This window comes from Klebsiella sp. BIGb0149 (assembly GCF_004362605.1).
Lineage (GTDB): Bacteria > Pseudomonadota > Gammaproteobacteria > Enterobacterales > Enterobacteriaceae > Klebsiella > Klebsiella terrigena.
The window spans coordinates 251,851-265,850 of record NZ_SNYG01000005.1 but is presented as its reverse complement, the minus strand read 5'-3'; the positions used below and the strand labels follow the sequence as shown (position 1 = coordinate 265,850).

General features: G+C 59.5%; 13 protein-coding genes and 1 pseudogene. 9 read left to right on the top strand and 5 right to left on the bottom strand.

The features are described from left to right. Window positions 1-20: 20 nt before the first annotated feature. From EDF75_RS18550 to EDF75_RS27655, 5 genes and pseudogenes are all read right to left on the bottom strand, one after another. Window positions 21-1,061: an NADP(H)-dependent aldo-keto reductase gene (locus tag EDF75_RS18550; RefSeq protein ID WP_133600452.1), complete on the bottom strand. Its 1,041-nt coding sequence runs from the start codon at window positions 1,059-1,061 to the stop codon at window positions 21-23. A 233-nt stretch (window positions 1,062-1,294) separates the two neighbouring features. Further along, on the bottom strand, window positions 1,295-1,513 hold the full coding sequence (locus EDF75_RS18545) for a YgdI/YgdR family lipoprotein (protein WP_004867116.1): 219 nt from the start codon (window positions 1,511-1,513) through the stop codon (window positions 1,295-1,297). Between the two features lie 125 nt (window positions 1,514-1,638). Beyond that, window positions 1,639-2,352, bottom strand: coding sequence for a TerC family protein (locus EDF75_RS18540; protein WP_041147038.1), 714 nt, complete (start codon window positions 2,350-2,352; stop codon window positions 1,639-1,641). 63 nt (window positions 2,353-2,415) lie between these two features. Beyond that, a complete protein-coding gene (gene mutH / locus EDF75_RS18535) occupies window positions 2,416-3,111 on the bottom strand; it encodes a DNA mismatch repair endonuclease MutH (RefSeq protein WP_045857426.1) in 696 nt (231 codons plus the stop codon). Window positions 3,112-3,199: 88 nt separating this feature from the next. After that, a pseudogene (locus tag EDF75_RS27655) lies at window positions 3,200-3,340 on the bottom strand (hypothetical protein); the annotation flags it as partial. Between the two features lie 453 nt (window positions 3,341-3,793). On the opposite strand from EDF75_RS27655, the gene rppH reads away from it, so the two are divergent. From rppH to recC, 9 genes are all read left to right on the top strand, one after another. Next, a complete protein-coding gene (gene rppH / locus EDF75_RS18520; protein WP_041147036.1) occupies window positions 3,794-4,324 on the top strand; it encodes an RNA pyrophosphohydrolase in 531 nt (176 codons plus the stop codon). Window positions 4,325-4,336: 12 nt separating this feature from the next. Next, the gene (ptsP, locus tag EDF75_RS18515) at window positions 4,337-6,583 is read left to right on the top strand and encodes a phosphoenolpyruvate--protein phosphotransferase (RefSeq protein WP_045857431.1); all 2,247 of its coding nucleotides are present in this window, start codon (window positions 4,337-4,339) and stop codon (window positions 6,581-6,583) included. A gap of 240 nt (window positions 6,584-6,823) precedes the next feature. Beyond that, entirely contained in the window at window positions 6,824-7,699 is an 876-nt protein-coding gene (gene lgt / locus EDF75_RS18510; RefSeq protein ID WP_076945951.1) for a prolipoprotein diacylglyceryl transferase, read from the top strand. A gap of 6 nt (window positions 7,700-7,705) precedes the next feature. Further along, entirely contained in the window at window positions 7,706-8,500 is a 795-nt protein-coding gene (gene thyA, locus EDF75_RS18505) for a thymidylate synthase (RefSeq protein ID WP_095098874.1), read from the top strand. 311 nt (window positions 8,501-8,811) lie between these two features. After that, complete coding sequence (locus EDF75_RS18500; RefSeq protein WP_133600450.1) at window positions 8,812-9,279, top strand: prepilin peptidase-dependent protein; 468 nt, start codon at window positions 8,812-8,814, stop codon at window positions 9,277-9,279. After that, a complete protein-coding gene (locus EDF75_RS18495) occupies window positions 9,270-9,833 on the top strand; it encodes a prepilin peptidase-dependent protein (protein ID WP_133600449.1) in 564 nt (187 codons plus the stop codon). The genes EDF75_RS18500 and EDF75_RS18495 overlap by 10 nt, the downstream gene beginning before the upstream one ends. Continuing rightward, window positions 9,830-10,237, top strand: coding sequence for a DUF2509 family protein (locus EDF75_RS18490; protein WP_133600448.1), 408 nt, complete (start codon window positions 9,830-9,832; stop codon window positions 10,235-10,237). The genes EDF75_RS18495 and EDF75_RS18490 overlap by 4 nt, the downstream gene beginning before the upstream one ends. Further along, window positions 10,222-10,545 carry a prepilin-type N-terminal cleavage/methylation domain-containing protein gene (locus tag EDF75_RS18485; RefSeq protein ID WP_133600447.1) on the top strand — a complete coding sequence of 108 codons (324 nt, stop codon included), beginning with the start codon at window positions 10,222-10,224 and terminating at the stop codon, window positions 10,543-10,545. The genes EDF75_RS18490 and EDF75_RS18485 overlap by 16 nt, the downstream gene beginning before the upstream one ends. Window positions 10,546-10,557: 12 nt before the next feature. Next, window positions 10,558-13,929, top strand: coding sequence for an exodeoxyribonuclease V subunit gamma (gene recC / locus EDF75_RS18480; protein ID WP_133600446.1), 3,372 nt, complete (start codon window positions 10,558-10,560; stop codon window positions 13,927-13,929). The last annotated feature ends 71 nt before the right edge of the window (window positions 13,930-14,000 follow it).

Genomic DNA, 14,000 nt, shown 5'->3' with positions numbered 1-14,000 from the left:
CCGTAGCCCGGAGAGGCCGCTTACGGTGCCGGATAGGTATAAACCCGGTGCACCGCTTCAATCTCCGCCAGCACCTCTTCGCTGAGCTCAAGATGCAGGCTTTCAACGTTGGTCTTCAGCTGTTCCAGCGAAGTGGCGCCGAGCAGCGTGCTGGCGACAAACGGCTGGCGGCGCACGAAGGCCAGCGCCATTTGGGCCGGATCGAGGTTATGCCGTTTTGCGATATCGACGTATGCCGCGACCGCCAGCTGCGTCTGCTCGCCGCTGTAGCGCGTAAAGCGGCTGAACAGCGTGTTGCGCGCCCCGGCCGGCTTCGCGCCGTTGAGATACTTCCCGGTCAGCGTGCCGAACGCCAGGCAGGAGTAGGCCAGCAGCTCCACGCCTTCATACTGACTCACTTCCGACAGCGCAACCTCATAGCTGCGGTTCACCAGGCTATACGGGTTCTGGATGGTAACGATGCGCGGCAGATCGTGCTTATCCGCAAGGTGTAGATAGCGCATCACGCCAAACGCCGTCTCGTTGGAGACGCCGATGTAGCGGATTTTTCCGGCGCGCTGGAATTCGGTTAGCGCTTCCAGGGTGTCCAGCAGGGTGACCACCGGCGCGGAGTTGGTCCAGGTGTAGCCCAGCTTGCCGAAGCAGTTGGTCGGGCGCTGCGGCCAGTGAACCTGGTAGAGATCGAGATAATCGGTCTGCAGACGCTTCAGGCTATCGTGCAGCGCGTCGCGGATATTTTTGCGATCCAGGACGTGGTTCGGGCGGATGCTGCTGTCGTTGTTACGCGCAGGGCCGCTGACTTTGGAGGCGATAACCAGCTTTTCGCGGCTGCCGTGTTTCGCCAGCCAGTTGCCGACGTAGGTTTCCGTCAGCCCCTGAGTTTCCGGGCGCGGCGGGACGGGATACATTTCAGCAACGTCAATCAGGTTGATGCCCTGGCTGACAGCGTAGTCGAGCTGTTGGTGAGCGTCGGCCTCGCTATTCTGTTCACCAAAGGTCATAGTGCCCAGCCCCAGCGTGCTGATTTCGAGAGAACTGTGTGGGATACGGTGATACTGCATAGCCGGCTTCCTTTTTTATCGACAAGGTCAGGCTTTCCCCGACAAAGGAGTATCAAAATGGCAGAGGGGAGGAAAAAGAGGAAGTAAAAAGATCAAAAAAGCCGGGCTGGTGGGGTCCGCAGGCTGCTGCAGCGGACGTATCAGGTTTACCCGACTCTTTTCTCAATACCGTGATTTGTTGCAGAGGACGCGTTGCCAGGCGATTGCCGGCAGACGGTTAGCCGCGGCAATCTTTAGCGCTTAATAATTTGTGAAACGTCGTCACGATTGATCTGCATTTTATTACCCTGCTGATCTTCGTAGCTGATTAGACCGGTATCGTCGTCAACCGCCGGCTTGCCGTCGGTCAAAATCATGCGTCCGTCTTTTGTCGCCATAACGTAATCGCTGCTGCAACCTGAAACCGAGAAGGCCAGTCCTACGGCGGAAATCAACACTGCCCATTTTTTCATCGTTAACACCTCTACTTGATGGTCGCACCTCACACCAGTGTATTAATAGCCTGATTTGTGAGACATAAAAAGCAGTAAAGTCTTAAAAAAGATTGCAGCCCAGGTTTGGGCTGCATTTTTGCGGGCTACAGCGGATTTTTTTTATTACGCAGCAGGTTGAGGCTTTCGACGGCAATCGAGAAGAACATCGCAAAGTAGATGTAGCCTTTCGGGATATGGATACCGAAGCTTTCGAGCATCAGGGTGAAGCCAACCAGAATCAAAAACGCCAGCGCCAGCATTTTCACCGACGGATGGCGGTCAACAAAGTCGCCAATCGAGCGGGCGGCAAACATCATCACCAGCACCGCGATAACCACCGCGGCCATCATGATGAACAGATGGTCCGAGAGCCCAACGGCGGTGATCACCGAATCGAGGCTGAAAATGATATCCAGCAGCATAATCTGCACGATGGCGCCCATAAACGAGTGGACGTTGGTCTTCGGCCCTTCCTCTTCGCCCTCGATCGATTCGTGGATCTCTTTACTGGCCTTCCAGATAAGGAACAGCCCGCCGAGCAGCAGGATCAGATCGCGGAAGGAGATGTCGTGGCCGAACGCGCTAAATAGCGGGTTGGTCAGCTTAACGACCCAGGCGATGGAGGCCAGCAGCCCAAGACGCATCAGCATTGCGCCCATCAACCCGATGCGTCGCGCGTGGGCGCGCTGGGCGGTGGGCAGTTTGGCAACAACCAGAGAGAGAAAAATAATATTATCGATCCCGAGTACGATTTCCAGCAGCGTCAGCGTACCCAGCGCCAGCCAGGCGTTAGGATCGGTTATCCATGCAAATAACATTGTTCAAAGTCCTGCAAAAAAGAAAGTCGCAATTATATGCAACCCGGAGGGCAGAACAAAAAATTAATCGTGGGTAAGCAGAAAATGACGGGCCAGCAGGGCGGCGGTAAAGTTTTTCTTCAGGTAGAAACCGCGTGGCAGGGTGAGGATCGGTTCGCCGTGCGCGCCAATAGCCTCGGTTAAGGCTTTACTGTTGGCGGCTTTCGGGCGCAGCTGCAGCACTTCGCCGTGGCGGGCGGTAATGCGTTCGACCTGGCCCAGCACGATCAGATCCATTAACTCTTCCCAGTCCATCCGCAGCTGACGATCCTCCTCTTCGCTGGGGGTCCAAAGCAGCGGCGCCCCGACCCGACGCTGGGCGAGCGGGATCGCGCGATCGCCCTCTACCGGCACCCACAGCACGCGCTTGAGCTTATGGCGAACGTGGCTGCTCTCCCAGGTGACGCCGCTGTTGCCGGTGAGCGGAGCGACGCAGACAAAGGTGGTTTCCAGCGGCCGTCCCTGAGCGTCTACGGGGATCGTTTTCAGCTCGACGCCCAGCGCGGCGAAATCCTGCTCGGGCTTACTTCCGGCGCTGGCGCCCAGCCAAATCTCCAGCAGGATGCCCGTCCAGCCTTTATCGCGCTTCAGATCGCGCGGAATCGGAATCCCCGCCAGCGCGGCCAGCTCGCCCAGCGAATAGCCGGCCAGCCGCTGGGCCTGGGCTAAAAGCTGCTGTTGAGTTTGCGGCGGTGCAAGCAGGGGCGAAAGGGCTGGCATAAGATGAAACCTCTGGTTAAAAAATGAGCGCTATTTTTGTGCGTTGTGGATAGAGTTTACCTTTTCCTGGGTAAGTATGACAATTTGATGATTCATATGACTTTTTTTTTGCTTTTTTGCCGCGAAAAAAATTACCGCGGCGGGTTTTCCAGAACTGGTCACTGGCAATGAACAGGATCTTACACCATGTTATCCACAGAAAAGTGGGATAACTGGGGAAAAGCCTCACTACTGTTTCCATTTACAGCCTTGACGTGCGACGAAAATCGAATTTTTAGACAAAATATGCCCGATGAGCTCGCGTAATCTGTGGATAAAACCGACATTGTTCGATCTTTCATCAGTTCCAGGATCGCATGTGTGATGATCATCACGTTATGCTGTAATTTATGAAAATAATGCATTATAACTTAATGAATATAATGCCATTATTAAATATGTCTACGGGTAAGCGCTTCGGACTACTCCGGGTTTTCCCTGGGTAATTCCATACTTCTTCACAACTCTATCCACAGAAAAAGTGAATAAAATAGCGCTGAGATAGCTAACGCTGTTTATAACTCTGCTGATAACTGTGAGTTATTCAAATGTTATTCGTGAGCCCTGTGGCAACAGAGTGGTTTACCGTTTCCGGCGAGTGTGAAACAATCGTTCACATTGAAGATTATTTTGAGGTAGTCCGGTGATTGATGACGATGGCTACCGCCCAAATGTCGGTATTGTAATCTGTAATCGCCAGGGCCAGGTTATGTGGGCCAGGCGCTATGGCCAGCACTCGTGGCAGTTCCCGCAAGGGGGCATTAATCCAGGAGAATCAGCCGAGCAGGCAATGTATCGGGAATTGTTTGAAGAGGTTGGGCTAAGTCGTAAAGATGTCCGCATTCTGGCCTCTACCCGTAACTGGTTGCGTTACAAATTGCCTAAACGTTTGGTGCGTTGGGATACGAAGCCGGTTTGTATCGGCCAGAAACAGAAGTGGTTTCTTCTGCAGTTGATCGGCAGCGATGCGGAAGTCAATATGCAAACCAGCAGCACGCCCGAGTTCGACGGCTGGCGCTGGGTAAGCTACTGGTATCCGGTTCGTCAGGTGGTATCGTTTAAGCGCGACGTTTACCGCCGGGTGATGAAAGAGTTCGCCAGCGTCACCATGTCGCTGGCCGAAACCGCACCTAAGCCGCAAAGCGCGCCTGCATATCGACGTAAAAGAGGTTAAGCCACGCACATTATGCTCACTCGGTTACGAGAAATCGTCGAGAAGGTCGCGAGTGCGCCGCGTTTAAACGAGGCGCTGGATATCCTGGTCACGGATATCTGTAAAGCGATGGAAACGGAAGTCTGCTCGGTTTATCTGGCCGACCACGACAGACGCTGCTATTACCTGATGGCGACTCGCGGGCTGAAAAAACCTCGCGGGCGCACCGTTGCGCTCGCTTTTGACGAAGGCCTCGTCGGCCTCGTCGGGCGCCTTGCGGAGCCCATCAACCTTGCCGATGCGCATAAACACCCCAGCTTTAAATACATTCCGGCCGTAAAAGAGGACCGCTTCCGCGCTTTTCTTGGCGTGCCGATTATCCAGCGCCGGCAGCTGCTGGGCGTGCTGGTGGTGCAGCAGCGCGAGCTGCGTCAGTTTGATGAAAGCGAGGAGTCCTTCCTCGTAACCCTGGCGACGCAGATGGCCGCCATTCTCTCCCAGTCGCAGCTGACCGCGCTATTTGGCCAGTATCGCCAGACGCGGATCCGCGCGCTGCCCGCCTCATCGGGGGTGGCAATCGCCGAAGGCTGGATGGACGTCAGCCTGCCGCTGATGGAGCAGGTGTACGAAGCCTCGACGCTGGACACCGCTTCCGAACGCGAGCGCCTGACCGGCGCGCTGGAAGAGGCGGCCAGCGAGTTTCGTCGCTACAGCAAGCGCTACGCCGCCGGGGCGCAAAAAGAGACGTCGGCTATCTTCGACCTCTATTCCCACCTGCTCTCCGACGCGCGCCTGCGCCGCGAACTCTTTGCGGAAGTCGACAAAGGGGCCGTCGCCGAATGGGCGGTGAAAAAAATTATCGAGAAGTTCGCCGAGCAGTTTGCGGCGCTCAGCGACGGCTATCTTAAAGAGCGGGCCGGCGATCTGCGCACGCTCGGCCAGCGGCTGCTGTTTCATCTTGACGACACCACCCAGGGGCCAAACACCTGGCCGGAGCGCATCGTTCTGGTTGCCGACGAGCTCTCGGCGACGACGCTGGCGGAGGTCCCTCAGGACAGGCTGGTAGGCGTTGTCGTGCGCGACGGGGCGGCAAACTCACATGCCGCCATCATGGTGCGCGCGCTGGGGATCCCGACGGTGATGGGGGCCGATATTCAGCCTTCACTGCTGCATGGTCGCACCCTGGTGGTGGACGGCTACCGCGGCGAGCTGCTGGTCGACCCGGAGCCGGCGCTGCTAAAAGAGTATCAGCGCCTGATCAGCGAAGAGAACGAGCTCAGCCGCCTGGCGGAAGACGATCTTGAGCGCGCCTCAGAGCTGAAAAGCGGCGAGCGGGTAAAGGTCATGCTGAACGCCGGCCTGAGCCTCGGCCATGAAGAGAAGCTCGGCGGCTTTATTGACGGTATCGGCCTGTACCGCACCGAAATTCCCTTTATGCTGCAGAGCGGCTTTCCGTCAGAAGAGGAGCAGGTTGCCCAGTATCAGGGCATGCTGCAGATGTTTAACGAGAAGCCGGTTACGCTGCGCACCCTCGACATCGGCGCCGACAAGCAGCTGCCCTATATGCCGATCAGCGAAGAGAATCCGTGCCTCGGCTGGCGCGGGATCCGCATCACGCTCGATCAGCCGGAGATCTTCCTTATTCAGGTGCGGGCGATGCTGCGCGCGAATGCCGCCACCGGCAACCTCAGCATTTTGCTGCCGATGATCACCAGCCTCGATGAGGTCGACGAGGCGCGCCGTTTGATCGACCGCGCCAGCCGCGAAGTTGAAGAGATGATTGGCTACGCCATTCCGCGCCCGCGCATCGGCGTGATGCTGGAAGTGCCGTCGATGGTCTTCATGCTGGCGCAGCTCGCCAGCCGCGTCGATTTTATCTCCGTCGGCACCAATGACCTGACGCAGTACATCCTCGCCGTCGATCGCAACAATACCCGGGTGGCGAATATGTACGACAGCCTGCATCCTGCGGTGCTGCGGGCGCTGGCGATGATTGCCCGCGACGCCGAACGTTTCGGCATCGACCTGCGGCTTTGTGGCGAAATGGCCGGAGATCCAATGTGCGTCACCATTCTGATTGGCCTTGGCTATCGCCACCTGTCGATGAACGGCCGGTCGGTAGCAAGGGTCAAATACCTGCTGCGCCGCATTGACATCGAAGAGGCCCAGGAGCTTTCACGGCGTAGCCTGGAGGCGCAGATGACGACGGAGGTTCGCCATCAGGTGGCGGCCTTTATGGAGCGTCGAGGGCTGGGCGGCCTGATCCGCGGCGGCCGCTAGTTATGCTATAGCGCCTGCGCCGCTGTTCGGCCATTCCCGGCCCGAAGGGGCGCCGCGCGCCGCCTGCCGGGAATGCTCCGCCGCTTATTCGCATTCGTATACATATCTTTTACATGCCCGGCGCGGATCGCGCCTGGCGCTTATGCTATCATTCGCAACCTTTGGAGCGCCCGTTTTCTGCGAGTGCGCAAGATCACCGCTGTCCACTTCCAGCGGAATAACAAGTCTTTATGGTGACAGATGAATAGTGGCTACCTGCATTTTCCGGAGTTTGATCCGGTAATATTTTCCGTTGGGCCAGTCGCCCTTCACTGGTACGGCATGATGTACCTGGTCGGGTTTGTTTTTGCGATGTGGTTAGCCACCCGTCGGGCCAATCGTCCTGGCAGCGGCTGGACTAAAAACGAAGTTGAAAACCTGCTGTATGCCGGGTTCCTCGGGGTCTTCCTCGGCGGGCGTATCGGCTACGTCCTGTTCTACAACCTGCCGGTGTTTTTGCAGGATCCGCTCTATCTGTTCCGGGTCTGGGACGGCGGGATGTCGTTCCACGGCGGCCTGATCGGGGTGATTCTGGTGATGATCATCTTCGCCAAACGCACTAAGCGCACCTTCTTCCAGGTTGCTGATTTCATTGCGCCGCTGATCCCGTTTGGCCTCGGCGCCGGTCGTCTGGGCAACTTCATTAACGGCGAGCTGTGGGGCCGCGTCGATCCGAGCTTCCACTACACGATGATCTTCCCCGGCTCGCGGGCGGAAGATATGGCGCTGCTGCCTTCGCACCCGGAGTGGCAATCGCTGTTCGACACCTACGGAGCCCTGCCGCGACACGCCTCGCAGCTGTACGAGCTGGCGCTGGAAGGTATCGTGCTGTTCCTGATCCTGAACCTGTTTATCCGCAAACCGCGCCCGACCGGCTCGGTCTCAGGCCTGTTCCTGATCGGCTACGGTCTGTTCCGTATCATCGTTGAATTCTTCCGCCAGCCGGATCAGCAGTTCACCGGCGAATGGGTCCAGTACATCAGCATGGGGCAGATTCTTTCGATTCCAATGGTGCTTGCGGGTATCATTATGATGGTCTGGGCGTACCGCCGTCGTCCGCAGCAACAAACTTCTTGAGGAACCATGAAACAGTATCTTGATTTGATGCAGAAAGTGCTCGCCGAGGGCACGCAAAAAAATGACCGCACCGGTACCGGCACGATTTCCATTTTCGGCCATCAGATGCGTTTTAACCTGCAGGAAGGATTCCCGCTGGTGACGACCAAGCGCTGTCATTTACGCTCCATCATCCATGAACTGCTGTGGTTCCTGCAGGGTGACACCAACGTGGCCTATCTGCACGAAAACAACGTCACCATCTGGGATGAATGGGCGGATGAAAATGGCGATCTGGGGCCGGTATACGGCAAACAGTGGCGCTCCTGGCCCGCGCCGGACGGCCGCCATATCGACCAGATTAGCACCGTGATGGAACAGCTGAAAAACGACCCGGACTCGCGCCGGATCATCGTTTCGGCGTGGAACGTCGGCGAGCTGGATAAAATGGCGCTGGCGCCGTGCCACGCGTTCTTCCAGTTCTACGTCGCGGACGGCAAGCTCTCCTGTCAGCTCTATCAGCGCTCCTGCGACGTGTTCCTCGGCCTGCCGTTCAACATCGCCAGCTACGCGCTGCTGGTGCATATGGTGGCGCAGCAGTGTGACCTGGAAGTGGGTGATTTTGTCTGGACCGGTGGGGATACGCACCTCTACAGCAACCACCTTGAGCAGACCGATCTGCAGCTGAGCCGCGAGCCGCGTCCGCTGCCGAAGCTGGTGATTAAGCGCAAACCGGCGTCGATTTTTGACTACCGCTTTGAAGACTTTGACATCGAAGGCTACGATCCGCACCCGGGAATTAAAGCGCCGGTGGCAATTTAATTCTGCGGCTATCTCGCGGTAAGCCGGGCCGACGCCCGGCGCATCCATGCCGGTCAGTTACCCCTGACCGGCATTTTTTTTGCCCTCGGCCGCGATAATCAAGGCTGAGCGGAGCGGCTCTTAACTGTCCGCTATGACGCGCGTTGCGTTCCTGATTTCTCGGGGCGGCCGTCGCCGCTGAACGCCGCTTTTGCTCGCCTGCTTCCTGATTTTCTGCAACCTCCTGCAAATATCCCGATACGCTTCGACGCGCTGCGCTAACCGCGGATTTGCCTCTCGTACCCGAGGCGGATCATACCCATACTCGCCCTATGAACAGACAACGTGGCTATACCCTGATTGAAACCCTGGCGACGCTGGCGCTGGTGATGATTCTCGGTGCCAGCGGGACGTTCGGCTGGAAGAGCTGGCAGCAGCAGCAGCGCCTGTGGCAAACCGCCGTTCAGGTCCGCGACTATCTGGTGCTGCTGCGCGATGACGCCAACTGGCACAACCGCGATCGGCTGCTGAGCGTTGGGCAGGCGGAGCTGGGCTGGTGCCTGAGCGCCGCTGATACCCCGGCCGACTGCGCAGCGCAGGGGCCCTTTACGCTGCGCCCGCAGTGGCCAGAAGTCTCGCTGGCTAATATCACGCCGGGCCTGGGCTTTTACGGCCTGCGCAACAGCGCCTGGGCCGGGCATATCCGTCTGCAAAGCGCCGGCGATGGCTGGAATATCATCGTCTCTAACTGGGGGCGTATCCGCCTTTGTCGCGGGATGGAGACGGCATCATGTCTGTAGACGCGCGAGGGTTCTCGCTGCCGGAGACGCTGATTGCGATGGCCATTGGCTCCGTTTTGCTGCTCGGAACCGCGCGCTTTCTGCCCGCGCTGCAGCGGCAGGTGCTGAAGCAGACGCAGCAGCAGGCCCTCGATAACGAGCTCTGGCAGCGGCTGTACGCGGTCGCGAAGCACCTGCAGCGCGCCGGCTACTGTCGCGGCAGCTGCGTTGGGCAGCCGCTGCACATTGCCGGCAGCGGCGATTGCGTCATTGTCCGCTGGGACAGCGCGAGCGACGGCGTCTGGAATACCTCGCCGGAGGCGATGTCCGATGCCACGGGGTTTCGGTTACGCAATGGCGCGCTCGAAACGCGGCGCGGCGCGACCAGCTGCGGCGAGCAAGGCTGGGAGCGCATGACCAACCCCAGCGCCATCGAGGTGACCCGCTTTCAGGTTAAGCGCCTCGATATTACCGGCTTTGCCCCGGAGCTTAGCATCGTGCTGGCCGCGCGTTCGGCGCGGGATCCCCGCATCGCGGCGCAGGCGGAATACAGCGTAACGGGGTACAACCTGTGAACCGCCAGCGCGGGCTCTCTTCGCTGCTGATGGTGCTGCTCCTGCTGGCGCTGGGCAGCCTGCTGCTGCAGGGGCTCAACCAGCAGCAGCGCTCGCTGCTGGCGCAAACCGCCGGCGAAACCCGGGCGCTGCGCGATACCGCTGGCGCGCATTCGGCCCTGCAGTGGGGGAAAACGCTAACCTGGTCAGCGCAGGAGGCGCAGGCGTGTCGACGGTCGGGCGCCGAAGGCTGGCACGTCTGTCTGCGGGTATTTAGCGATGCGTCGGCGCTGCTGATCGCCGCCAGCGGCCGCGTGCTGCTGTGGCAGTCTGGCCGGGTGGAACAGGGAAGCGTGCGCTTCTCGCCCCACGGCTGGAGCGATTTTTGCCCGCTGAAGGAGCTGAGCCTATGTCAGATACCCTGAACCGCCAGCGGGGCTTTAGCCTGCCGGAAACGATCCTCGCAACGGCGCTGCTGGTGATGGTTATTACCGCCCTTAGCGGCTACCAGCGGGGGCTGGCCGGCGGCTTTATTCAGCTAAACCAGTATCGCCAGCTGTGGCGAGACGCGTGGCGCTATGGGCAGCTCAAGCCGCCAGAATCCCCGGCAGGCGGGAGCGTCACCCGCCTGCAGACATCGACAGCAAGATGTGTCAGCATCAGGGTAACGATCACCATGCCGCTGGAAAAGCGGGTACAGATGACCCGGCTGCACTGCCCGGTCAGCCAGTAGTCAGGAGCGAATATGTTAAGGGTGTACCACTCAAACCGTCTGGACGTACTTGAAGCGCTGATGGAGTTTATCGTCGAGCGCCAGCGTCTGGACGACCCTTTCAAGCCGGAGATGGTGCTGGTGCAAAGTACCGGCATGGCGCAATGGCTGCAGATGACGCTGGCAAAACGCTTCGGTATTGCCGCCAACATCGAGTTTCCTCTCCCGGCGAGCTTTATCTGGGATATGTTTGTGCGCGTGCTCTCCGATATCCCCGGCGAAAGCGCGTTTAGCAAACAGAGCATGAGCTGGAAGCTGATGACCCTGCTGCCGCAGCGCCTGGATGACGACGCCTTCACCCTGCTGCGCCACTACCTCAGCGACGACAGCGACAAGCGTAAGCTATTTCAGCTGGCCGCCAGGGTGGCGGATCTCTACGACCAGTATCTGGTCTATCGTCCGGAATGGCTGATGCGCTGGGAAGCCGACGAGCGCGTTGACGGCCTCGGAGACGCCCAGCAGTGGCAGGCGCCGCTGTGGAAAGCGTTAGTCGAGCATACCGCCGAGCTGGGGCAGCAGCAGTGGCACCGCGCCAACCTGTATCAGCGGTTTATCAGCGCCCTTGAGGCCGCGGATGAGCCGCCGGCCGGGCTGCCGTCGCGGGTCTTTATATGCGGCATCTCAGCGCTGCCGCCGGTCTACCTGCAGGCGCTGCAGGCGCTCGGCAAACACGTTGATGTTTATGTCCTTTTCACCAACCCGTGCCGCTACTACTGGGGGGATATCAAAGATCCCGCTTTTCTGGCTAAGCTGATGTCGCGCCAGCGCCGTCACCATCGCGAGCCGCGAGAGCTGCCGCTATTTCGCGATGCAGAGCAGGCTCCCGGCTTGTTTAACGACGACGGCGAGCAGGATGTCGGCAACCCGCTGCTGGCTTCCTGGGGCAAGCTGGGACGGGACTACATCTACCTGCTGGCCGGTCTGGAGCGTTACGAAGAGCTGGACGCATTCGTGGATATCGCCCCGGATAACCTGCTGCATAACCTGCAGTCTGACATCCTCGAGCTGCGCAACGCGGCGGTGGCCGGGCGTACGGCGCAAGAGTTTGCCCATAGCCGCAGCAAGCGCCTGCTGGCCCCGAACGATCGCAGCCTCAGCATCCACGTTTGCCATAGCCCGCAGCGCGAGGTGGAAGTGCTGCATGACCGGCTGCTGGCGATGCTGGAGGAGAACCCCGACCTCACGCCGCGCGACATTATCGTGATGGTGGCGGATATCGACAGCTACAGCCCCTACATACAGGCGGTGTTCGGTGCCGCCAGCGGCGAGCGCTGGCTGCCGTGGGCCATCTCGGACCGCCGCGCCCGTGAATCGCACCCGGCGCTGCAGGCCTTCATTACGCTCCTTTCCCTGCCCGACAGCCGCTTTGCCAGCGAAGACGTGCTGGCTCTGCTGGATGTTCCGGTGCTGGCGGCACGATTTAATATTGATGAAGAAGGGCTGCGCTACCTGCGTCAGTGGGTCAACGAATCCGGCGTGCGCTGGGGCATGGATGACGATAACGTGCGCGAGCTGGATCTCCCCGCCACCGGGCAGCACACCTGGCGCTTTGGCCTGACGAGGATGCTGCTGGGCTACGCGATGGACAGCAGCCAGGGCGAATGGCAGTCGGTGCTGCCGTACGATGAGTCCAGCGGGCTGATTGCCGAACTGGTGGGCAACCTGGCGTCGCTGCTGATGCAGCTCAACCTCTGGCGGCGCGGCCTGGCGCAGGAGCGCCCGCTGGCGGAGTGGCTGCCGGTTTGTCGCGATCTGCTCGACGACTTCTTCCTGCCCGATAGCGAAACGGAAGCCGCGCTGGCGCTGATTGAACAGCAGTGGCAGGCGGCGATCGGCGAAGGCGTCCAGGCGCAGTATGCGCAGACGGTGCCGCTCTCTTTACTGCGCGATGAGCTGGCGCAGCGCCTCGATCAGCAGCGCATCAGCCAGCGTTTCCTCGCCGGGCCGGTCAACATCTGTACCCTGATGCCAATGCGCTCTATTCCGTTCAAAGTCGTCTGTCTGCTGGGGATGAATGACGGCGTTTACCCCCGCGCCCTGGCGCCGCTAGGCTTTGACTTAATGAGCCAGAAGCCGCAGCGCGGCGACCGCAGCCGCCGCGATGATGACCGCTACCTGTTCCTGGAAGCGCTGATGTCGGCCGAGCAGAAGCTCTATATCAGCTATATCGGCCGTTCAATCCAGGACAACAGCGAACGCTACCCTTCGGTGCTGGTACAGGAGCTGGCGGATTATATCGGCCAGAGCCACTGCCTGGCGGGCGATGAGGAGCTGGACTGCGACGCCAGCGAGCGGCGGGTCAAAGCGCATATTACCCATCTGCATAGCCGCATGCCCTTCGATACGGCCAACTTCCGCGACGACGAAGATCAAAGCTACGCCCGGGAGTGGCTGGCCGCCGCCAGCCAGCAGGGGGAGGCGCACGGCGACTTTATCCAGCCGCTGCCGGCGGCGGAAATCGAAAGCCTGCCGTTTGAGCAGCTGCTGCGCTTCTGGCAGCACCCGGTTCGCGCCTTCTTCCAGCAGCGGCTGCGGGTCAACTTCCGCTCCGAGGAGAGCGAGATCCCGGACGATGAGCCGTTCACCCTCGAAGGGCTGAGCCGCTACCAGCTCAACCAGCAGCTGCTGAATACGCTCATTGAACAGCAGGATGCCTCGGTGATGTACCGCCGCTTCCGCGCGGCGGGCGAGCTGCCCTATGGCGCCTTTGGCGAACTGGCCTGGGAGACCCAGCGCCAGGAGATGCAGAATCTCGCGGAACGGGTGATCGCCAGCCGCCAGCCGGGACAAAGCATGGAAATCGATCTGCAATGTAACGGCGTCAACATTACCGGGTGGCTGCAGCAGGTACAATCTGACGGTCTGCTGCGCTGGCGGCCTTCGCTGCTCAGCGTGGCGCAGGGAATGCAACTTTGGCTGGAGCACCTTGTCTACTGTGCTGGCGGCGGAACCGGCACCAGCCGTCTGCTGGTGCGCAAGGAAGGCGAATGGCGTTTCCCGCCGCTGGCGCAGGAGCAGGCGAAGGCCTATCTTGATGAGCTGGTTGACGGCTATCTGCAGGGCATGTCAAAACCGCTGCTGCTGCTACCTGAAAGCGCGGGGGCATGGCTAAAAGCCTGTTATGACGCTGAAAAGGATGTCATGTTAATGGACGACGAGACGCAACAAAAAGCGCGCAGCAAGTTTATGCAGGCGTACGAAGGCAATATGGTGATTAGCGGTGAGGGTAGCGATGTCTGGTACCAGCGCCTGTGGCGCACCCTTGAGCCTGCGTACTATGACGAAATCATTGCTCAGGCGCAGCGTTATCTGTTGCCGGTATTTCGTTTCCATCAGTCCGAATAAAATTGTAATAGTATAAAAATTGCGCAGGTGACGGCTCTTCAATTATCATGCGCAACGAATCACGGACTGAT